The following is a 21,553-nucleotide window of genomic DNA, read 5'->3' as shown; positions in this document are numbered from 1 at the left end:
TGGGCGAAGCATTCGCGTTGAAACTTTGGTAGAAAACCGATCAATTTGGGCGCGAATGCTTCGCCCCTACGAATGCATCTGCATCTCTATCGTCCTTGTTTAGAAGAGGCGATCGCAACAATACCATAAACCCTGATTCCTTGCTGGCGTAACACTTGCGTGGCTGAACGGGCTGTTGCGCCTGTGGTGTAAATATCGTCTAAAATCAGTACAGGTGAATGGGGTGGACGTTTGCCAAAGCGCTTACCCACGGCAAAAGCCTCCGTGAGATTTTGCGATCGCTCCTTTGCCGATAAGCCAAACTGGGCTTCAGTTTCCCGAACCCGTTCTAAACCGTGGGGCTGGTAATTATACCCTGTAAATTGACAAAAACTCTGGGCAAGGAGTTCAGCTTGATTAAACCCCCGTTGTTGTCGCTTGCTGGGGTGAATGGGAATCGGAATCACGGTTAATTTTTTACTCTGCTGCGCCGCCGCCGATTTTAGCCAAGCCTCACCCAACCAAAATCCCAGGGGACGGGCTAGCTGAGTGTGATGCTCATATTTTAGCGCCGCGATCGCACGTTTGAGAGCGCCGCCATAATCTCCCCAGACAAATATTGGTAACTCCCCTTGCCAGAATTGACTCGGATGCTTCAGTTGACAGCGTTGTAACTGACGCTGACAGTATTGGCACAATTCAGCATCAGTGGCGCGATCGCATAATGGACAGTTTGACTTCAGGAATAAAGACAGTAAGCTATTCCTCAACTGTCCGATTCCTCCTTTCATCTCTTTATTCTCAATTTTCCATGAACTCAGGCTAACTATTATACCATGAAAAATTTCTCATTTTCTCCCTGTTCCCTGTTCCCTTAAGCCACATCCAATAAAAACATTGACAAAAACCCCAAATACAACAAAAGGGCAAACAAAACGACCACAAATGGCGGTGTGAAAATTACTGGAAAATTTGTTTCCTCCAAAAGACTTGGCAAGAACCCTTGATAGCAGATATTATCGCCGCAGGTTCCATAATTAAACAGAATAACAAAGGTTTGCAGCGCAATAATTCTGATTAGAAAGTTTCCCTTTATTTTCACCTTCATTCGTCTCTTTGCAGTCCGGGCAGTCGCACTAAAAAACAAAAAGATTGTCGTCGCAATGTAGAACAATCCCGTAAAGGCGATGTAGAAAAAGATTGACATCCAGCCGCCAGATGTCATAAAAAAGAGTGGAATGCTAATTATTACATAAACTAGGTAAAAACTAAAGACCAGCCAAATGTTGGTTGTAATCATTGAACTTATAACCCTTACCAATTCACAAACAGCTTTATTCCAGCCTCTATAAAAACTTAGAGCTGGATAGAAATAGGTAGAAGTTGAATCCTGGTTTAATGATTATTTGGACGAGATGCAATACTTATTTATTTCTCAAAGAGAGTGATTACAATCCTTTAACTCATTAGATCCTGCACCATTAGATCATCCTTAGTTACGCTAGTCTTCAAACCCCAATACTTCGTCAAGTTAGAGGGCTTTACGTTTATACCTACTAATCAACGAACGACTATCCGGAATCACCGTTGATGTAGCGGAAGCAGATATAGCGTAGGGTGGGCATTGCCCACCAACTTTAAGTCAGTGCCATTAAACTTAAATGGATACTTCCTCAATATCAGCCAAATTGGGTAATAAATCATTATCACCAACCGCACTGTCCCCAGTTCGCTGACAGCGTATCACAAAGCTACAGTTATCGCATTTACCCGCCGATATCGGCACTTGGGGAAACGGGATATGATCATTTTGATAGCGGTGTAACCATCCTGATAAGCGAGTGAGCAACTCAGTTAAATCCGCTTGTGTTTTTTCATGTTGTACTCTATCGTAGGCAAAAGTAAGACATTGGGGGCGGGGTTTAGACTTCACAAACCAATACGTCATAGAAATCTGCTCAGGCAAATAATCACTAGTTTGAAGCAAAACATATCGGTATAAGCGAGTTTGCCAATCTTTGGCTAACCGCTGACGATTGGTTGGTAGAGGATAAGTTTTCCAGTCGAGAATTTGGGCGCTTTTTTCGTCTTCAATAAATAAGTCGTAAATAACCGTTAGTAAATAGCCTTGAACCTTTAATGTGCGACAATGTTCAGCATCCCGAAAGGTTTGAGAATTGCGGGTAAATACATCGGGTGCTGCATCCATTAACGCCGTAACCCAATGATTGAGTTGGGGATTATCCTTCAGCAACGAGTCTATCGGTAATCCGAGTTCTCGTTGTTGCATCAACAGGTGAAAGTAACTTCCCCACGTCAGACGTTCTTGTTGTTCCGGTGAAACAGGACTTCCGAACTGATCCACATACATCAGTTGAAATTTACGGGGACAGGTTTCTAAAAGATTGAGCTGTCCTTGGGATAAGCGAGTCAGGGAAACCGTAGATTGATCAGTATTCATGGTTTGGTGAGGACAAATACACTATCTTTATTCCCTCGTCCAATCCGGAGATTTTCGTCGAGATAGGTAGTCTCCAACCAGCCCCGTTGCTCTCGACTTTGAATGTTAAAATCAAGAGCAGTGAATTTTTTTCCCGTTTCAATTTGCTGGATAAAATTAGTGGGAGATTGATACTTGATTAAGCGCTGTAATCCGACAACAGACCGATCAAAATTGACATTAACTCGGCGTTCGGAAACAGGTTCAAACCGCGCTCCCACACTGACAATTCCTTCTAGATAAGGCAAACTAGAAACCTCAGCAATGTTATAAATCTTCGCGTCGGCGGTGCGAATACATTGGTAAATTTGACCCAATTGCCATAGGGGAAACCGACCCAAGTTTAACAAATCGCTACTGGTTGTGTAGAGTAATCGCCAGTTCCCTTCGAGCAAATCCGGCGCTTCCAGAGGACGTGGCGTGGGGTTGCGGTCTTCTAATTGGGCAACGGCTGCCAAAATCGCTGTTTTTTCAGTTTCCGTTGCCAATAACCCCCGATTTTTTCCCGCGATCGCTTCTAGTAATGTGGCTTTGTTAACCATCTGTAGTCCTGACAATCCACTGTTAAATATGGTATCATTAATATCGACTTACTGTAGCTTCCTATGTATAATCCTTCTTTGCGTGAAGAATCTCGTGAGCAACTCGCTCCCATCATTCCAGTTCAGCGTGAAACCTCAGTTTTAGATTGGTTAGAACAGACGAATCGTTTGCTGGCGCGTGATGTTACTGAGGAGGATGTCCCTGATGATGAAGAGGAAATCTCGGAACTGATGGGTGTAGATGACAATGATTATGATGACGACGATGATGATGATATAGCCGATGATGATTAACGGACGGGCATAAAATCAGGATAGGGAGCATGTCAGTTTTGCACAAAATGTTTTCGTAGGTTGGGTAGAGCGATAGCGTTACCCAACAGGCTAACGATTGCGTTGGGTTTCGTTCCTCAACCCAACCTACAAAGGTGACATGCTCCTGATCGCTTAATTCACAGCCCGCGCCCTGATCCCCAAAGCTAACACCATCAAGAAAGCTAACCCCATAAATCCCGCGATCGGGTTACCATCGACTCCGGTTATCCAGGGAGAAACTTGACCCGAATACTGCACCAGTTGTCCCACATTAATGATGTAGTAGCCCCAAACCAACCCCCCATGTAAACCAATGGGTAAACCCAAACGCCTTTGTCCTCGCTTTGCCCAAACTAAGGTTAATCCCAACAGCACTAATCCGGGAAATCCTGGTAACGTGCGAATAATTTCTGCGATGGGTTTGAGAAAATGCAGCGTAGCAAAAATTAGCGCATTTGCCCAAAGGGATAGTTTAGGAGAATAGTCTCGCTCCAACTCATCCAGTAACCAACCCCGAAATACTAACTCCTCTGCTAAGCCAATACCCAGAGCGCTAACCAATCCTTCTAAAATAATCCGCCCCAGTTGTTCCGGGGGAGGTTGAAAGTTTAGCCATCCTAATCCCCCCTCTAACGCAAACAAGCCTAGGGTAAACAATAGACCAATACTTAACCCATTGAGCAAGTCTATCCCATTGCGCCGAGAGGAGTACAACCCATACTGCTTTAACAGTTGAGATTCTCCATAAACTGAGCGCCCCCAAACTTTTAGTAGCGCTAGAAATTCCCCAAACAATAGCGCCATCGTTAGAATAGTAACTAGGTTTGGCTCATCGACTAAAAGGTAGATTGGCGCAGCTAAAGGTAACCCAAATAGCCCTAGGGTAACAACAAACAAACCCAGCCGCACAGGTGCTGGGTATCGTGCTAATTTCGGGAGGTTCAGTCTCAAAATGTTCAGGGCTTAACTCTCCCTATTCATCCGGTTCAATCGTACTGGTTAAGCCATGATTCTTCAAGGTTTCACAGTAAAACTCGGCATGTTCCATAGCGCAGGTGATGACTAGAGCAATTCCTGAGTTGTGCGCTTCCATCATAATATTGACAGCTTGCGGCTGAGTCAGACTCGGTACCGTCTGTATCAAGGCTTGCACCACATGTTCCATCGGGTTGAAATCATCATTGTGGAGCAAAACACGATAGCGAGGTGCGGGTTTCCGAACAGTTGACGTTGAACGTTTCTCAATCGTTTCCACAGACACGGCTAGCATCTCCCTCTCGTTCAAGTGTTTACAAAAAAATAGTTGCTGGGGTACAGTTCCCCATTTTAGCTTTTTCTTTATATCACTCAACAATTATCAGACCAATCACCCGATTTGGCGAGTAGAGATAGCCGAATCTTGACTCAATTCCACAATCCTTATAGTGTTGATGTATGACTAAATAACGTAAAATAATGCATAATCTGGCGTTCAACTACAACTCAGAAACCATAGGTAGCTGCTTAATCCTGCATGCAGACTGCTTCGATTGGCTCGCGCAGATGCCGGACAACAGCATTCATGGAGTCGTAACAGATCCACCCTATGGAGTAAAAGAATATGACATAGAGCAAATTACTAAAAGAAGTAATGGTAAAGGAGGGATTTGGAGAATTCCACCTTCTTATGATGGACATCAACGCTCACCTTTGCCACGATTTACAGCACTGACTCAGAAGGAGCGAACTACTTTGAAATGTTTTTTTATTGAGTGGGCTAAATTAGCCGTGCGTGTACTACGTCCTGGGGGTCATGTATTTGTTGCTAGTAATGCTTTTCTGTCTCAATTAGTTTTTTCAGCACTCGTTGAAGGAGGGTTAGAATTTCGCGGTGAATTAATTCGTTTGGTTAGAACACTGCGCGGCGGCGATCGCCCGAAAAATGCTGAACAGGAGTTTCCTCATGTATCATCTATGCCGAGAGGATGTTATGAGCCGTGGGGAATTCTGCGAAAACCTATCCCATCAGGAATGAAAGTGAGTGACTGTTTGCGAGAATTTAAAACAGGAGGCTTACGACGAACACCGGATGGTAATCCATTTAATGATGTTATTTTTAGTGAACGGACTCCGCGTCAAGAACGGGAGATTGCGAATCACCCTAGTTTAAAACCCCAGTCGTTTTTACGCCAAGTTGTTCATGCTGTTTTACCCTTAGGTGAAGGTATTTTAATTGATCCCTTTATGGGTTCAGGTTCGACAGTCGCCGCCGCAGAAGCCTTAGGCGTTTGCTGTATCGGGATTGAGCGATATGCAGACTATTATCAGATGAGTCGCACCGCCATTCCTCAGTTAGCGGCGTTGAACGTGTCGCCGCATCTGCAAACATCGACTGAGAAAGCTGATGTGCAAATATCCACTGAGTCGAACAAACACCAGCAGTTAACGCTTGGGTAATCCCTGACTTTTCACGAGAAATCACGAAACCTGCCTATCAGGGCGGGTTTAGTCGCATCTGGGTACAACCGAAGAGATAGTAGTGAAACCCGCCCCTACACCTTTACATAGTGATCCTATTTCTTAACGGTTGCGTTATATTAGTTAACGTTACTTAACATTATCGAGAACCATGCAGGCGACCCCCGTTGCAGCAACAGCAACCATTCCTGGCATCTACTGGCAATGGCGAGGACAGTCCATTTATTACGTCAAAGCGGGTGAAAGGCGATCGCAACACCCCCCTCTGTTACTTATCCATGGATTTGGTGCATCGACGGATCACTGGCGCAAGAATATTGCTGAACTCAAACAGGACTTTGAAGTTTGGGCAATTGATTTATTAGGGTTTGGACGATCGGCTAAACCGGACTGGCAATATAGTGGTGATTTGTGGCGAGACCAGTTGCATGATTTTATCACCCAGGTGATTGGTCAGCCTGTGGTGTTGGCAGGAAACTCCTTAGGTGGCTATTGTGCGCTATGTGTGGCGGCGCAATGTCCTGATACGGCGGCGGGGGTGGTGTTGCTCAATAGTGCGGGTCCTTTTACCGATACGAAGGTTCCAGAGTCCGCGAATTCAGGGCGAAAGGGGTTTAAGAGCATGACGCGAAGTCTCTTATTGCAACCTTGGGCGAGTTTCCTGTTGTTTCAGTACCTGCGGCGACGGGCAATTATTCGCAGAACCCTCAAGCAAGTCTATTTAGATCACAGCGCTATTACTGACCAACTGGTAGAGGATATCTATCGCCCCTCGTGCGATCGCGGAGCCCATAAAGTCTTCGCTTCAGTCTTCAAATCGCCCCAAGGGGAAAAAATCGATGTGCTGCTTGCCAGTTTACGCTGTCCCCTCTTACTCTTATGGGGAGAAGGTGATCCCTGGATGAATGCCAAAGAACGGGGAGCAAAGTTTCGTCAGTATTATCCTCAACTGACAGAATACTATCTCCAAGCCGGTCATTGTCCCCATGATGAGGTTCCCGACCAAGTGAATGAACTACTAAAGTCTTGGGTGATTAAAAATTGCTAAAGATTTTGTCATTTGTCTTATGTCATTCCTCAGGGAACAGTAAATTCATAATTCCTATTTAATACTGGTTCAGCCATGAAAAATCTCTGACGCCAAAATTGACAATAAACGCAACGTTTAAATTTTCCATCGATTTAACTAAATAGAGAATCTCTTCAATCGGTGTTGATTCGTAATGATTAAATAAAATAGCCAAGCGTCTTTCAAGGTCAGGGCGAATCAACTGGGGAGACAACAGGACAATTTTGAGCAGTAAAACTGTCATTTTTAGAGAACCCAGATTATCGACTAAATCACAAAACCAATAATGTTGGGGTTTTTCCCTACTTTCAACAACGAGCAAATCAAACAACTGGCTGCATGTTTTTCCAATCAAAGAAGTGTCCACTTTATGATTGTTACATTCAGTTAGCGTATTCGTTAGGTGCTTATTCAATAATCTATAAAAGTTGTGTTGCCCATAGCTCGGATCGATCGACGTAACTAGATATTGATATAAATTTTCTTTAAACAGGGAATAAGATGGAGTTCGGCAAGTTTGGTGAAGAAAGTCTTGAGCCAACTCACGGTACGTATATGAATTTTCGGCTTTTCCACCAAACTGTTGCAGTGCTAGATACAATTCCTGATCATTCAATAGAGTGGGATTGTTCACCAATTGCTCTCTATTTGTAGCTGAGGATGTAGTTCCCTCAACTAGATAAGTAGCGTACTGCAAAAGTTCGTCCTCTAATCGTTGCTGTTTTTCCCCTTGCAGTTTTTTGATGGTTTGCTGGGTTTCCTCGGAACAGCCTTGACTCAATAAACAATAAGAGAATAAGAAGGGATAATGACCAATTAAGTGAGCTAACTTTTTCGGTTTTGGTGTAGAATCCTCCTCTCCCTTTGCTGAATCATCTACCACTTCCCCCAGAGATTCTAAGACTCGATACTCTTCCAAGTCGATCAAACTTGGTACTGAATCATCGACTACTTTCACAAGACGTTTTAAACTGCGATATTCTTCGGAGTCGATAAAGGTTTTCACGAGTTGTCGCAAACGGCTAGAGGTAGGCTGGTAGGAGTTTTGGAACAGACCCAGTAAATGTGCGATCGCGACATTTTGTTTAGGCGTCATTTGCCAACGGTTCACCAGGATGTGACAGCAGCGATAGAGAATATTTTTAAATTTTTCTTCAGCCTGTTTAGACGCCGTGATTACGTAGAGTGCTGCTAAAATTGTCGGTTCAGGATAGCCATTACCATGAATGAACAATTGACGGAAACGCTCAATCAACTGAGCCGGGGACTCCCGTTGCACACAGTCGATTAAGTGATTGTAGATGAGTTCTACTTCCAAACTAGAGAGGATGTCTAAGTCCGGCTTATCCGCCTTGTTATCCGTTTTCAGAACGTAAACAGGTTGAGGTAGATGAGGAAAGTTCTGCTGAACCCACTGTTGATTAAAGACAGACTGGTAAATCTGGTTATAGACTCGTAATTTGCCATTTTGCTTGACCACTACTCCGGTCAACCGCAATTCCATTTTTGAGCGACTTTCATCAGCCGCGATTTGTCCACGTTGTAAAATTTGCTGATAGAGATCAATAATTTCCGGATTACTCTGTCCACCTTTGCTCAAGCGATTGTGGATAGTTCTTAAATGTTCAGGTTCATCAAAAGCCTCCCAATTTTTAATCACTTGATTTTGAATCAGTTGTTCGACCCAATCTGAGATTTTAGCTTGAACATTTCTGGCGGGATAAAGTCTCTGTAGCAGGCTAGGTTGTCGCGTCTCCCAGGTTTTATTTAAACCTTGCTTCTCGACATATTGATGGACTAATTTACATAGCTTTTGAGTGAGAAAAGGTTGACCTCCTGTCCAAGTTAAAATTTCTTGGATAATCACATCAGGATGACTGACTTTTCCCACTAATCCCTGCACCAAGGGGTGAACGTCTTCTAGCTGAAAACCAGAAAGTTCAATGGCTTGACCGATATTGAATGGAGTGCTGCGGTATTTATCTTGAATTAGATCTGAAGGTGTGGCGACACCGAGGAGAGCAAAGGCGAGGCGTTTATAGTTGGGATTGTTGCTGCGCTGATTATAGCAGGATTTAATCGAGGCGAAAAAATCATCAACGGGGAAGTGTAAGCGGAGAACGCTATCGATTTCATCAAAAAAAATCACCAAATTCTGAGGAATTGCTCGGAGTAAGACCTCATCGATAAACGTTCTAAAACGTTGCACAATAGAAAGAGTCTGGCGAGTAGACCACCAGGTTTCCAATTCACCAGCATCCATGAGATCGAAGCTGCTGGCTAAGGTGTAAACAATCCCGGCATACCACTGTTCTAGAGTAATATTTTGGCATCCGATCGCACTCAAGTCAACCGCCGTGCAAGCAAACCCCACCTGGTTCAGGCGCTGCATTGTGCGAACCCGTAAGCTCGATTTTCCCATCTGGCGAGCGTTAAGGACATAACAAAACTCGCCGGCTTTGAGCGCTTCGTAGAGTTGATTGTCAGCTTGTCGAACGACGTAAGTGGGAGCATCAATGGGTAGACAACCCCCAACTTGATACTCATAGACTGAGTTTTGGACGGCAATCATGGGACGCACCTGGGGTGTCGGTGAAAATACGGAATTTACCTCTGACAGGATTGTATCCTAAATTGTTCTATTTCCCAGGACTGATAACTTATACACCACACTCAATGAATTAACTTTATGAAATCTTCATAAGAACCTGATAATTTGGGGATTAGTGTGAAGACTTTATAAAGTAGTCCCTTATGCATCAACTAGCACCTAATGTATGATACAAGTCTATAAGAATACAAATCTATAAGACTTCTAGCTCAAAACCGAGTGTACCAAAAATATAGAACGTGGGCTACTGCTTCTCAACAGACACCAACCCTCCTAGTTGCAGGGGGAGCTGGATATATCGGCTCTCATACCGTGCAAGCCTTAAAGGAGGCGGGTTATCAAGTCGTTATTCTGGATACCCGGAATTTAGGCATTCAAGACTATAGACATGAACTGTAATATCTCATTAAGTAAAGCGGGAAGTTGATAAGTAAAGTTAATTACGCAACCAATTTACGGAAAATAATAATTTATTCAGATAGTCTTGTCTAAATCATATATTGATAATTTGAGAAGCAAAATGACTTTAAAGCTTTTAGCCGCCACTTCAATTTTGAGAAAATTTTTCCGAAACAAGATAGTTAGGTTTCTTTTCTGCGGTGGGATCACAGCCGCCTTCAACGTTATACTTATTTATATCCTAATTGAAGGGTTCGGACTTAATACACCTGTTCTGCGTAATCTCGCCAATGTCTTAGCTATTGAAGTTTCATTGATATTCACGTTCTTTGTCTATAAGATTTGGGTTTGGTCAGGAGGTACGTGGAGGCTGGGAGTTGTCTTAGGGAAAGAACTTCCTCTGTTCCATATTTCATCAGGAGTTGCTATAAGTATTCGTAGTTTTCTGATATTTCCTATATTAGATTGGTTAAATGTTCATTATACAATTAATACTTTGACGGGGATTCTAATCGGATCAATATTAAATTACTTCGTTTGCGATAAAATAATTTTTAAAAAGTAATTACAACAAATAGTAGGGGCGCACCGACGTGCGCCCAATTATCAGATTCGGTCAGAAGACCCCCACGATAACTTTTTATTTAGTCAGTAAGGATGTCAAGTCAACCTACTAACATCTGCTACCTTGCGACTAAAGAGTCGGAAATACAGACTGACAAAAAACTCTTTAATCGGAAAGGCTAAAAACGTTAGCGGATTAATCGTGACGATAATATTCCGTACATCTCGAACCGCTAAGTTGACAATTTGTTTTGCCACCCAATCAGCAGACATGACGCCAATGGGATTGAGATTACTCTTAAACGGTCCTAAAATCAGTTTCCGTACCACACAAGGCGCATCGAGACGGCGTAATGTGACTAAATCCCCTAATGCCCGTTTGCTTAATTCATACAGAGGACTGACGGCTGGACTGACTTCGGCTTCTGAAGTATTGACCCAAACTTCCTTGCGGGCAATATCTTGATTGGTGCGAACGGTCTGCAAAAATAATTCTAATAACCGCCAACTGGAGAATGTATTCACCTCATAAGATTTCGCGATCGCGTCAGGGGTTCTTTCGCCATGGACGTTAATCCCATGATTGAGGATCAGAATATCAATCGATTCTAACTCAGCCGTTAAGTCAGATTCGTTTCCCACCTGCCAAGTTATCGTTTTTACCGATAGCGGTTCGCCCTCTGCGGTTAAAATAATTGGGTCTGACTTTGAGGTTAATGCGATAACTTTAGCCCCTCGTTGGTGCAAATGATACAACAGCGATCGCCCCAATGTGCCAGACGCCCCGGTAACGGCGACAGTTTTGCCTTTCAGGGATAGCGCGGTACCCATAAGTTTATCGACGAAGGTCAATGTGCCACAATAATAAGCCTTTTGGTTATCAAAGTGATGTCGCCAATGATAGGGGCGATTTACCGTCCAGTTCGAGGGAGGAGTAAAGAATAGTCCGGGACGATGGGTTAAATCGGTTAATTCATCCGCACCGGATAGTCCACTCCCCCGTGCGATCGCACCGACTAAAAAGCTTAAGGTATAGACAACACCTGCCAAAGCCACCCAATGGGGTTGTGTCCAGATATAAGCTACCCCCCACAGCCCTAGGCTAAACAGCAACATGACCAGGGATTCCGGTAAATCATTGTACCAATGAGCTTGGCGATAAATTTGCTCACTAACCGGCGTTAAATCCGGTTTGAACACCCGATGGTGCCAGACATGCAACCGATATAAGGGCGTCCACTGATGGGACAGGATGTGATAAAAATCGCGGATTAGTTCCACCCAGAGGACAGAACCCAGTCCCCATGCTGCTGTAGTCACAAAAGACATCATACCCAAGCTAGATCCTCACCCATTCACAACCAGCAAACGTTAAAATACTAGAGCATACTCCTTAAAGTATAAAAAAATTAACGATTTAAGATACAATTAGATACAATTTGTGTGGGTGGAGAAATCAAGGAGCTTATGCCAGAGAACTCCTGGACAGAAAATAATCATAGCAGTGAGCTTGATCCCCTTAGCTCTCTGCTGTCTGAGTGGTCTGAAGATGATTTTGAAAGTGACTTTTTCTTTCAGGGACTCGAAGGGCGACGACGCAAAGCAGCGTTGGCGCTAACCCTGATTTGGGGTGGGACAATTACTCTGCATCTTCTATCCTGGGGTTCTTGGTTAGTCTTTGGTTTAACCGCCCTGTTGGGTATTCAGGCGATACGGGTATTAGTGGCGCGACCCCTCAGAGTGCCGAAACCACTACAGGGAGACAATCCGGCTGATTTTCCCTATGTGTCCTTACTGGTGGCGGCTAAAAATGAAGAGGCGGTGATTCAGAACCTGGTGAGGATGCTGTGCAATTTAGATTACCCCAAAGAACGCTGCGAACTCTGGGTAATTAATGATCACAGTACCGATAAAACCCCCATCCTCTTAGAGCAACTCGCGGCAGAATACGATCAGTTAAATGTATTTCATCGCGATGCGAACGCGACAGGGGGTAAATCCGGAGCGTTGAATCAGGTATTACCCCTGACAAAAGGGGAAATTATTGGCGTATTTGATGCCGATGCTCATGTGACCACAGATCTGCTACGGCGAGTGCTGCCAATCTTTCATCAGTCGAAAGTTGGGGCGGTACAGGTACGAAAAGCAATCGCGAATGCATCCCTGAATTTCTGGACAAAAGGACAGATGGCAGAAATGGCGCTAGATAGCTATTTCCAACAGCAACGAACTGCCATTGATGGAATTGGTGAACTGCGGGGAAATGGTCAGTTTGTGCGCCGTTTGGCATTAGAACGCTGTGGCGGCTGGAATGAGCAAACCATTACCGATGACCTGGATTTAACCATACGCCTACACCTAGATAGATGGAATATTCGTTTCCTGGAATTCCCGGCGGTGGATGAAGAAGGGGTGACTAGCGCCCTATCTCTGTGGCATCAGCGTAGTCGTTGGGCAGAAGGGGGATATCAGCGTTATCTAGATTACTGGCGTCTGATTGCGAGTAATCGTTTGGGTTTTGGCAAAACTATCGATTTATTCTCATTTTTAATTATTCAGTACCTATTGCCAACGGCAGCTATACCTGATTGTTTAATGGCGCTGCTTCGCTCTCGTTTACCTCTGTATAGTCCGATTACAGGATTAGCGCTGACTCTATCTTTCATCGGTATGTTTACGGGATTGCGTCGGATTCAACGGGATGAACCTTTGACAGTCGGCACTGCATTTCTCAATGCCTTGCAAACAGTACGCGGTGTTCTATACATGCTGCATTGGATGGTGGTGATGTCAGCAACAACGGCTCGCATGTCTGTGCGTCCCAAGCGATTAAAATGGGTGAAAACGGTGCATCAAGGCACGGGGAAGGAAAGCTTTGAATTTTGACCCTTCGCTTCGTTCAGCGAACCTGGCGCGTGTGTAGGGGCTCACTTTAACTAATATCTTTTCGGGTGCGCCCATAAGTGACTAAACCCGCCCCTACTAAGTGATATCTTATCCCTGTTCCCTTGACAAATGACTAAAACGCGATATCACCATCATCATCGTATTTTAATGTATCAGATCTATGAAAGGGTAGAGTAGAGTTATTAGGCGTTTTTCCCTGGGTTGGTTTCTCTTGAATTGCCGTTGATGCCGTATCATTAAACGACTGAGATTGAAGGGAATGCATTGGCTTTGTGTCCTCTGTAGATGAACTCGCCTCCAACTCCGGCATATTCAATTCGTCATCTAGAGTAATAACATTCCCATTGAAAAAGTTTTTGAGAGTCGTTACCGCATCCTGTATTTTTTCCTCATCCCAGTCTCCAGTATCTATAGGTTCTACAGGTGCTGATATTGAAGATTGAGGTAGGGAAATTGGCATATTTTCCTCAGCCCTATCAGACGGAGTTGGATTCGGTTGGGGTATATGACGTTCGGCTTGAGGAATAACCATTCCTCTATCTTCTCTATCTCCCTGATCTCTCTTATCTTCCTTAGGCGTCTCGTCTTCTACATTTGACGACAAGTTAGACTCTGAAGGGGTAACAACTTCCCGATTCGCAGCCGTTGGTTTAGCCGATTTACCCCCTATAACTGTGAAGTTTACTTTGATAGGTTTTTGATACACAGCTTCAAATGCTGCTTGAATATTCTGCAGATTATTTTTGGCATACTGTAATAAGGGTTTAGTTGTGAACCCTATCTGTGCCACTGTTCCATCAAAACTCAATAAATGACCCATCTGACGCAAGAACTCTTTGACACTAATGGGTCGCAAATTTTCAATAATCTGTTGCCAAATTTGTTCTGTATCAGCCGATTGTTCAGGAACAGGAACGGCGGAAACTGTCCCGTTATTGGAAGATGGAGGCGGTGACTCCGATGCTTTTACCTGGGGTGGCGGTTGAGTTTCAGGAATTTGGGAAATGGGTTTCGCGGCTGGTGTTTGATTCGCCGCAGCAGGGGGTGGGGAGGCAGGTTGAGCCCGGTGTTGAGGTTCTGGCGGCTGGGTTGTTTTGGGTTGGCTAACCTGTGACGGTGGCTGGTGCGATCGCGTCTGAGTTGCCCCGGGTTCAACCCGTAGAGCGTCGGGTAATAAACCTAACAGGGTGACTTCTAGCCATAGGCGCGGTTGCGTTGTATTTTTTACTTGTACTTCACTGGCTTTTAAGTGTTGCTGTCCGCGTAAAATATCCGCAGTATCCAAAGTTTGAGCAAATTCGCATAACTGTTTCCAGGTAGGCGGTGTGACAGCCACTAAATTTTGACGATTGGGTGCAGTTTTCGCAATAAGTAAATCCCGATAAAATCCGGCTAAATTTTGCAGCACAACTAAAGGTTCTCGTCCCTTATCCATTAAATTGCGGCAACAATCGAGAACGACTTGAGCATTATTACTCGCGATCGCTTGACTCAATGCTAGCAAGTCTCGTTCGGGTACTGCCCCGACTAAATCCCAGATACACTCAATGGTTATTTCTCCGGCTAACAAGCTGAGTTGATCCAGCAAACTCTCGGCATCTCGCAATCCCCCTTGCGCCACTTGTGCTACCAAGGTAATTGCATCCGTTGTAATATTTATGGTTTCTTTGGTGGCAATAACCTGAAGATGCTTGACCATTGCCGCTAACGGAATGCGGCGAAAATCAAACCGTTGACAGCGAGAAATAATTGTGGGTAAAACTCGTTGGGGATCGGTCGTAGCTAAGACAAAAACAACATGTTTCGGCGGTTCTTCTAAGGTTTTGAGTAATGCATTGAACGCCGCACTGCTAAGCATGTGACACTCATCCACCACATACACCTTATAGCGACATTGAACCGGGGCAAATTGGGCGCGTTCGATGATTTCCCGAATATTATCCACACCCGTATTACTCGCCGCGTCAATTTCGGTGATATCCAGGGCAGTTCCTTGAGCGATTGTGCGGCAAACGTCACAGGTACCGCAAGGCTGAGGCGTTGGCTTATCGGTAGTCAGACAGTTAAGGGACTTAGCTAAAATCCGCGCTGACGAGGTTTTACCTGTACCTCTGGGACCACAGAACAAATAAGCTGGGGCTATTTTCTCTTGAACAATAGCATTCGTGAGAGTTTGCGCGATCGCTTCTTGACCGACTAAATCGGCAAACGTCTGAGGGCGATATTTGTGATGGAGGGGTTCGTAACTCACGCGACTTCAGGATGTAAGGGTTCTGGGAGATATGGGGGAGCTCTTGAAGCAGGGGAAGCAATGTAGAGACGTGCCATGGCGCGTCTTGAAGCAGGGGAAGCAATGTAGAGACGTGCCATGGCGCGTCTGGAAGCAGGGGGAGGATGAACAATTGTACTATCTATCATTGTTACTTGAGATCCTAACTCAAAATCATCAAAACTCCTCCGCTGCGGGAAACTCCGTGTCCCTTCGCTTCGCTTATCGGGCAAGCTTCAGACCGGGGAGGAACGCACGGCAGCGGTTTTAACCGCTTGTATCTCTTAACTATGATGAGGGTCGTTGATGTATCTTTGAATAGTTGCTGCACTGACGTTGCCTGCGGTTGAAAAGAAGTAACTATTTGTCCACAAAGAGGGGAGTTTTTTGAGTTCTGGAAACTACTTCCTGAGATAGTTGGCACTCCGTCCTTTGAAGGCTTTTGCTACTTGGTAAATCGCATCTGTTGGATGAATCTCAACAAACAAGTGAATATGAGCTGGCGCGACTTCAAGCGCTCTAATGTGCCAACCTTTTTCTGTGGCTAATTCGCTGAATATCTCAAATATTCTATCACGAATCTTGGATGGTAGCACTTTCTTTCGTCGCTTAGGTATCCAGACCAGGTGAACCACGCACAATCCGATAGCGTGGTTGTAGTGCCTGTACTCGTATGAATTTTTTCGCATTTATTTCCTGATTGACTGTTGTTACCATTGTCGATGAAAATAGAGACAGCAACAACCAAGCCAAATTATGGCTAAAAACAAAAAGCCTAGGGGTGTACAGCAAATGCTGTTACATCCCGACAAAGAAACAAAAGCCATTTTGGAGTACCTGTGCGAACAGTCAGGGAAACTCTACAACATGGGTGTGTACTTTGCCCGTCAGACATTTTTCAAGACCAGCAAACTCTTGACTGGAAAGTTTGACTTGATTTACGAGCAAAGCGTAGGAAAGAGTCAAATCGCCCAGTCTCTACCTTCAACACCAGCACAGCAAACACTACTAAGTGTCGAGTACAGCGTTCAAATCCTACAAAGGGTTGCGTCAGGTTTGGCTCAAAGGAAAATTGCCGAATAAACCCAAACCACCCAGCTACCTGAAAGGGTCAAAGCTGTTCAAGGTGGCTTATCCCAATTCAGGGGGACAGAAGCCCAAGCTAGTTGGCGGTCAACTTCAGTTCTCACTGGGCTTGAGTGTTAAGCGCTGGTTCGGAATTGACAGCTTCAAGCTACCCGCTCCAAGTAACCTTGATATTACCAAAGTCAAAGAATGGACTATTTTGCCTAAAAACGGTGTCTTCTACCTAGAAGCTTCCTACGAACAACAAGAGCAGGAGACGTTCGTAGGGATGGACGACCAAGCATTAGCAATTGACCTGGGTACAGCCGATAATCTAGCTGCTTGTGTTGACACCTTGGGCAACTCCTTCCTGATTGATGCCCGTGCTATGAAAGCCTTTAACCAATACTGGAATAAGCAGGTATCTACCACAAAGGAAGGAAAGCCGCAAGGATACTGGGATGCCTTTCTTGACCGAGTGACCCGTAAACGCAATCACCGCATGAGAGATGGTATCAACAAAGCCGCAAGCTTAATTATCAATCACTGCCTTAAATACGGCATAAGCACGATTGTTCTGGGGTGGAACGAAGGGTTTAAAGAAAACGCCAATATGGGTAGGTTGAACAACCAAAAATTTGTTCAAATGCCCTTGGGTAAGTTTAAAGACCGATTGCAGCAATTGTGTGAGATTTACGGCATTCGCTTAGAAGTAACAGAAGAAGCTTACACGAGTAAAGCCAGCTACCTAGATGGAGACTCCCTACCTAAGTTTGGTAAAAAACCAGACAGTTGGAAAGCATCAGGAAGACGAATAAAGCGCGGTTTGTATCGTAGTAGCGATGGTTCAATTGTAAATGCCGACTTGAATGGCAGTGCTAATATTTTAAGAAAAGTAGCCAGAAAGTTAGGTATTGACCTAAACCGACTGGGTAGACGGTGTTTGACGACCGTAGCGAGAGTGAGATTGTGGGCTTTGCCGCAGTCTACTCTGTCAGCAGAATCCCCGTGTCTTTAGACCAGGGAGTGTCAAGTCCGACTAACGAAGCGAAGGATGAGTCGGGGCGGGTTTAGTTCAGGTAGTGGCTTTATCGGGAACGTTATCAGTAAAACCCGCCCCTACAGACTCAAAACTCATTGATCACCCGTTGTGCCGATGGGGTAGGAACTCTGCTAAAACCATTTAGGAGTCTACTCATAATGCAAAACAATGCTTGTAACTCGTCAAATCAAAAGTGTTTATACTGATGGAGCCTGTACTGGCAATCCAGGTCCGGGTGGCTGGGGTACGGTTGTGTATTTTACCGATGGTTCTGTCCATGAAATAGGGGGGGCGACGACAAAAACCACCAATAACCGGATGGAACTCTTGGCAGCGATTGAAGCCCTGATGCTGCTTCAGAGATCGGGAAACACTCACCCGATTACCCTCTACACGGATAGTGAATACGTCAAGAACGGCATTACTAAATGGATTAAGGGCTGGAAAAACAAAGGCTGGAAAACCTCTCAGGGAAAAGCCGTTTTAAATCAAGATTTATGGGAAAAACTAGATGCGGTCAATTCTTCCCTCGTCACTTGGCAACATGTACGGGGACACAGTGGTAATCAAGGCAATGAGCGTTGTGATCAAATTGCTAATGCTTTTGCCCACGGTAAATCTCCAAGATTAACACAACTGTCGGACTTTGGTAATTCCAGCACCCCTACCCAGAAGACACCCGTAACAGGGGTATCAGATGAAAAGACCACTTTTGAGGTAGTTTACAAAGATGTACCACAGGTCCTTCCTACCTCTGAAAAACCGATGATAGATGTACCGGATTCACCAAACAGTTCCAATGACGAGTTACCCCGCGAAGTTAGAGTTGCTCAACTGGGAAACTTAATCGAAACCCTACGCATTGCTGATGAAATCGCTAGTGAGGGCTATCTAATTAGTAGTTCCGAACTAGCCGATTTAATGGATATCAATGCCAGTGCAGTCACCAGTCGGGGAGATCATTGGCCCTGGCGCAACTGGATTGTCTCGCGAGTGCGGCGTGAAGGCAATCAGATTCTCTGGCAGTTAGAACGGGTAGACCAAGTTAGATCGGGTGATGAAGAGTAATTAGGGATTGGGGACGTTTTGACCTTCACTTCGCCCATAGGGCATAGCGCGTGAGTTTTGAGCCTGTAGGGGGCTCTTTTGACGATTATCGTTTCTGACCTCACAAGGGATGCGACTCGCGCCCGCCCCGACTCCCTCATCTCCCTCATTTACTCCATCTTCCCATTCCTAACTCCCATAAATCCGCCCCCGCCACTGTTTTGGTCTTTGCCTAGCGGATAGGAAAATCCGCAGCACCGCTAAGGGGTCAGCCAAAGGAGAGAGCCAGAATAGCCAAGATGCGGGGGATGAGGATGGAGTGAAATCATAAGAACGAGCGATCGCGCCAACTAATGCCCAGCGCATTACCAGTAACCCTAGATTTAACCCTAGGACACTCATGAGGACGGGTGAAGATATACCCAGGCTCAAACTCACCAAAGCCACTAAAGAGGCAGGTAGAGGCAACGCCTGAGTACTCAGCAGCAGCCATACATCACTCCAGAGTTGACCCGGACTAGAAGCATCCTTTAAATCGAGCGATCGCCCCCACTCCCGCCAGGTAGCCCAAGCGCCCTCATACATACGAACTTTGAGCACGTTAGCACCATCCAAAAACCCCACCTTAAATCCCTGTTTGGCGGCATATCGCGCTAGGGTCACATCATCACAAAATGAACCCTTGGCGCTGCTATAACCATCGAGTTGAGTTAAAACCTGTCGGCGACATAAAAAACACTGCCCATTTGCCATCACCCGTTCGGCGGGATTGCTAGTGATACCTGTCGGACCAAATCGATAGACTAACGTCATCAGCAGCGCCGGTTGTAGCCACCATTCCCCCGGATACTGGAGAATAAATCTCGGTGATAGAGACACCAGGTCAAACCCTAAGGTTTCAGCGATATGAATTAACCCCGCCACTAATCCAGGTTGGGGTTGGGTATCCGCATCTATACCCAAAATCCACTGACTATCGGGACAACTGTGCAAATAGCCCTGATGTAATGCCCAAGGACGTCCTACCCAATCCGGTGGCAATGGGTCATCGGTCATCAGCCGAAATCGCGGATCTTTGATTTGGGCATCTTTGACTAACTCCGGTGTGCCATCGGTGGAGTGAGAATCCACCACAATAATTTCGCGTACTTCGTAACTCTGCTGACTTAAGCCTGTTAGACAAGGATTGAGCCGTTCTCGTTCATTGAGTGTAGGCACCACCACACTCACCGCCCCCAACTGATCGGGGGTAGGGAGCTTGGCTTCTACGGGAGGACGACGCCCTGGACCTTTGAGCAGGCGTGAGAGCAGGATTAAAGTAGCGGGGATCTGGATCAGTAATAGGATGAGGGCAAATATCATTTAAGCAGATGGGCCGAGGTGTGGAGGGGTAGGGAGAGCCTGATTACTTAGGTGAAACTCCCATAGATGCTACAGGCACTTTCTCCTCTGGAGTGCGATCGCGTAGTGATTGTTCAACGGTATTCGGTGTCGGTGCAGCCGTTGCCATCCGCCACAATACCACGGCGGGAACAACACCTAACAGAATGCCTAAGCCGATAGGTATCCATATTTGGGCACCGATACTCATCACAGCCGCAAAAACAAAGTTGCTCAGATAAACGGCTAAGGGTAATCCCAATTGGCTTCTAGACAATGCCATTGGCGTTTTCTGCCAAAATAGAGTCGCGACCGTCATAAATACAGCACCTGTTCCCAACCAGCCAGCAAAATTCTGATACGGCATCCCAAAAAATGCACCCGGTTGCTCCCATAACCAGAAGGGGACAGCGGCTTGGCTCATCGCGGGGTCAAGTACGAAGTCCCAAGAGGTGAGTAAGACAGCACCAATCGCGATCGCACCGAAGTGACGCAACCAACTGACTGACTTGTTTGTCGCTACTCTAGCCTCTAACCCCACACGAGCCAATAGATACGACACCAATCCTACATAAAACCAGGATAAGGGAATCGTAAACGGGACAAGACCGGCGATTTTATAGCCTAAGCCATTTAAGTAACCATAGTGTCCAAAGGGGAAACCTGTACTCGTTCCCAGGAGTTCACTTGCCAAGGAAATGACAATAGCCGGCACCATGAACGTTAACCATTGCCACAGTCCCAGAGTTCGGTAGGCATAAATCGCGACAGCTACTGCCCCCAAAATAATATAGACCACTCCACCCCCAGCCATTGACCATTGAAAAAAGGTTTTTCCCTGTGGTGGTAAGCTGAGAATCCATTCCGGGTGAGGCAAAACCAGCAGTAAACCTGCCAGTCCAAATGCCATAGCCCCAATATGACCTATCAACGAAAAGCGCTCAATTTTGATCAGTTGCTTCATGAGAAACTCCTAAAATGGTGAAAACCCCCAACTTGTCTTAGCGGCAAGACACAGCATTCCGATTCACATGCAGCAAGGCAATAGTGGTTTGCGGGTATACAAGCAGCAATGATTAATAGTTTACAAATGTTTACGAAAAAAGTCCCTAGTACCCCTGTGTGAATGATCAGGGTGAGGGGTTGAAATCCGTTGTGCCGATACAGCGCCAGGGTATCTTTATTATGGATATAGACTTCTAGTAACCAGGTGCGGGCTTCCCAGATGGTCTCGAAGCAATGGCGCAATAGTGCGGTGCCCGTTTGGAGTTTGGCGGGTTTATTAGTTGATCGAGAAGACTGATCAGGAGTAACTAACACCTGTTCCACGCGCCAAGTACTGCGAGTCCGATTAAAGGGCGAGACTTTAATTAATCCCCGCAACCGCTGAAATTGTTCAGCCACATA

The 21,553-nt window shown here is 45.5% G+C and carries 18 protein-coding genes and 4 pseudogenes; 8 read left to right on the top strand and 14 right to left on the bottom strand.

The genetic code is table 11. The features are described from left to right. Window positions 1–86 precede the first annotated feature (86 nt). The 4 genes from RIM23_RS04350 to RIM23_RS04335 all read right to left on the bottom strand — a co-directional run bounded on the left by RIM23_RS04350 (window position 87) and on the right by RIM23_RS04335 (window position 3,021). Window positions 87–770 (bottom strand): ComF family protein, encoded by a 684-nt coding sequence (locus tag RIM23_RS04350; RefSeq protein ID WP_446364767.1) that lies wholly within the window; start codon window positions 768–770, stop codon window positions 87–89. 83 nt (window positions 771–853) lie between these two features. Beyond that, window positions 854–1,279 carry a hypothetical protein gene (locus RIM23_RS04345; protein ID WP_446354396.1) on the bottom strand — a complete coding sequence of 142 codons (426 nt, stop codon included), beginning with the start codon at window positions 1,277–1,279 and terminating at the stop codon, window positions 854–856. Between the two features lie 357 nt (window positions 1,280–1,636). Beyond that, window positions 1,637–2,440 (bottom strand): PD-(D/E)XK nuclease family protein, encoded by an 804-nt coding sequence (locus RIM23_RS04340; protein WP_446364765.1) that lies wholly within the window; start codon window positions 2,438–2,440, stop codon window positions 1,637–1,639. Next, on the bottom strand, window positions 2,437–3,021 hold the full coding sequence (locus tag RIM23_RS04335) for a PAP/fibrillin family protein (RefSeq protein ID WP_446364763.1): 585 nt from the start codon (window positions 3,019–3,021) through the stop codon (window positions 2,437–2,439). The genes RIM23_RS04340 and RIM23_RS04335 overlap by 4 nt, the downstream gene beginning before the upstream one ends. 63 nt (window positions 3,022–3,084) lie before the next feature. Between RIM23_RS04335 and RIM23_RS04330 the strand changes: the two genes are divergently transcribed. Next, window positions 3,085–3,315 carry a DUF3134 domain-containing protein gene (locus RIM23_RS04330; protein ID WP_446364761.1) on the top strand — a complete coding sequence of 77 codons (231 nt, stop codon included), beginning with the start codon at window positions 3,085–3,087 and terminating at the stop codon, window positions 3,313–3,315. Between the two features lie 153 nt (window positions 3,316–3,468). On the opposite strand, the gene RIM23_RS04325 is transcribed toward RIM23_RS04330, so the two are convergent. Beyond that, window positions 3,469–4,287: a CPBP family intramembrane glutamic endopeptidase gene (locus tag RIM23_RS04325; protein WP_446364759.1), complete on the bottom strand. Its 819-nt coding sequence runs from the start codon at window positions 4,285–4,287 to the stop codon at window positions 3,469–3,471. Window positions 4,288–4,309: 22 nt separating this feature from the next. Beyond that, window positions 4,310–4,597, bottom strand: a complete 288-nt coding sequence (clpS, locus tag RIM23_RS04320) for an ATP-dependent Clp protease adapter ClpS (protein WP_446337092.1) — start codon at window positions 4,595–4,597, stop codon at window positions 4,310–4,312. 194 nt (window positions 4,598–4,791) lie between these two features. Between clpS and RIM23_RS04315 the strand changes: the two genes are divergently transcribed. Continuing rightward, on the top strand, window positions 4,792–5,772 hold the full coding sequence (locus RIM23_RS04315) for a DNA-methyltransferase (protein WP_446364757.1): 981 nt from the start codon (window positions 4,792–4,794) through the stop codon (window positions 5,770–5,772). Window positions 5,773–5,944: 172 nt separating this feature from the next. Then, window positions 5,945–6,841, top strand: coding sequence for an alpha/beta fold hydrolase (locus RIM23_RS04310; protein ID WP_446364755.1), 897 nt, complete (start codon window positions 5,945–5,947; stop codon window positions 6,839–6,841). 58 nt (window positions 6,842–6,899) lie between these two features. On the opposite strand, the gene RIM23_RS04305 is transcribed toward RIM23_RS04310, so the two are convergent. Next, the gene (locus tag RIM23_RS04305; protein ID WP_446364753.1) at window positions 6,900–9,434 is read right to left on the bottom strand and encodes an AAA-like domain-containing protein; all 2,535 of its coding nucleotides are present in this window, start codon (window positions 9,432–9,434) and stop codon (window positions 6,900–6,902) included. 258 nt (window positions 9,435–9,692) lie between these two features. On the opposite strand from RIM23_RS04305, the pseudogene RIM23_RS04300 reads away from it, so the two are divergent. Continuing rightward, window positions 9,693–9,854 (top strand): annotated as a pseudogene (locus RIM23_RS04300) (NAD-dependent epimerase/dehydratase family protein); the annotation flags it as partial. A 139-nt stretch (window positions 9,855–9,993) separates the two neighbouring features. After that, window positions 9,994–10,437: a GtrA family protein gene (locus RIM23_RS04295; RefSeq protein WP_446364750.1), complete on the top strand. Its 444-nt coding sequence runs from the start codon at window positions 9,994–9,996 to the stop codon at window positions 10,435–10,437. Between the two features lie 95 nt (window positions 10,438–10,532). Here RIM23_RS04295 and RIM23_RS04290 read toward each other — a convergent pair whose 3' ends face one another. Beyond that, window positions 10,533–11,765 carry a bifunctional sterol desaturase/short chain dehydrogenase gene (locus tag RIM23_RS04290; protein WP_446364769.1) on the bottom strand — a complete coding sequence of 411 codons (1,233 nt, stop codon included), beginning with the start codon at window positions 11,763–11,765 and terminating at the stop codon, window positions 10,533–10,535. A gap of 138 nt (window positions 11,766–11,903) precedes the next feature. Between RIM23_RS04290 and RIM23_RS04285 the strand changes: the two genes are divergently transcribed. Beyond that, the gene (locus tag RIM23_RS04285) at window positions 11,904–13,322 is read left to right on the top strand and encodes a glycosyltransferase (RefSeq protein ID WP_446364748.1); all 1,419 of its coding nucleotides are present in this window, start codon (window positions 11,904–11,906) and stop codon (window positions 13,320–13,322) included. A gap of 133 nt (window positions 13,323–13,455) precedes the next feature. Here the strand turns inward: RIM23_RS04285 and RIM23_RS04280 are convergent, their stop codons facing one another. The 3 genes and pseudogenes from RIM23_RS04280 to tnpA all read right to left on the bottom strand — a co-directional run bounded on the left by RIM23_RS04280 (window position 13,456) and on the right by tnpA (window position 16,301). Further along, window positions 13,456–15,594 (bottom strand): DNA polymerase III subunit gamma/tau, encoded by a 2,139-nt coding sequence (locus RIM23_RS04280; protein WP_446364746.1) that lies wholly within the window; start codon window positions 15,592–15,594, stop codon window positions 13,456–13,458. Further along, the gene (locus RIM23_RS04275) at window positions 15,591–15,713 is read right to left on the bottom strand and encodes a hypothetical protein (RefSeq protein WP_446364744.1); all 123 of its coding nucleotides are present in this window, start codon (window positions 15,711–15,713) and stop codon (window positions 15,591–15,593) included. The genes RIM23_RS04280 and RIM23_RS04275 overlap by 4 nt, the downstream gene beginning before the upstream one ends. Window positions 15,714–15,896: 183 nt before the next feature. Next, window positions 15,897–16,301, bottom strand: a pseudogene (tnpA, locus tag RIM23_RS04270) (IS200/IS605 family transposase). 67 nt (window positions 16,302–16,368) lie between these two features. Here tnpA and RIM23_RS04265 point away from each other — a divergent pair. Together RIM23_RS04265 and rnhA are read left to right on the top strand one after the other, a co-directional pair. Further along, window positions 16,369–17,695 (top strand): annotated as a pseudogene (locus RIM23_RS04265) (RNA-guided endonuclease InsQ/TnpB family protein). 192 nt (window positions 17,696–17,887) lie between these two features. Next, on the top strand, window positions 17,888–18,787 hold the full coding sequence (gene rnhA / locus RIM23_RS04260; RefSeq protein ID WP_446364742.1) for a ribonuclease HI: 900 nt from the start codon (window positions 17,888–17,890) through the stop codon (window positions 18,785–18,787). Between the two features lie 168 nt (window positions 18,788–18,955). On the opposite strand, the gene cruG is transcribed toward rnhA, so the two are convergent. The 3 genes and pseudogenes from cruG to RIM23_RS04245 form a co-directional block, all read right to left on the bottom strand. Further along, a complete protein-coding gene (cruG, locus tag RIM23_RS04255; protein WP_446364740.1) occupies window positions 18,956–20,128 on the bottom strand; it encodes a 2'-O-glycosyltransferase CruG in 1,173 nt (390 codons plus the stop codon). A gap of 43 nt (window positions 20,129–20,171) precedes the next feature. Next, on the bottom strand, window positions 20,172–21,110 hold the full coding sequence (gene cruF / locus RIM23_RS04250; RefSeq protein ID WP_446364738.1) for a gamma-carotene 1'-hydroxylase CruF: 939 nt from the start codon (window positions 21,108–21,110) through the stop codon (window positions 20,172–20,174). Further along, a pseudogene (locus tag RIM23_RS04245) lies at window positions 21,107–21,553 on the bottom strand (hypothetical protein); the annotation flags it as partial. The pseudogene RIM23_RS04245 and the gene cruF, both read right to left, overlap by 4 nt.

It is taken from the genome of Coleofasciculus sp. G3-WIS-01 (assembly GCF_040223135.1).
Lineage (GTDB): Bacteria > Cyanobacteriota > Cyanobacteriia > Cyanobacteriales > Coleofasciculaceae > Coleofasciculus.
The sequence above is the reverse complement of the archived record's forward strand: the minus strand, read 5'-3'. Positions and strand labels throughout refer to the sequence as shown.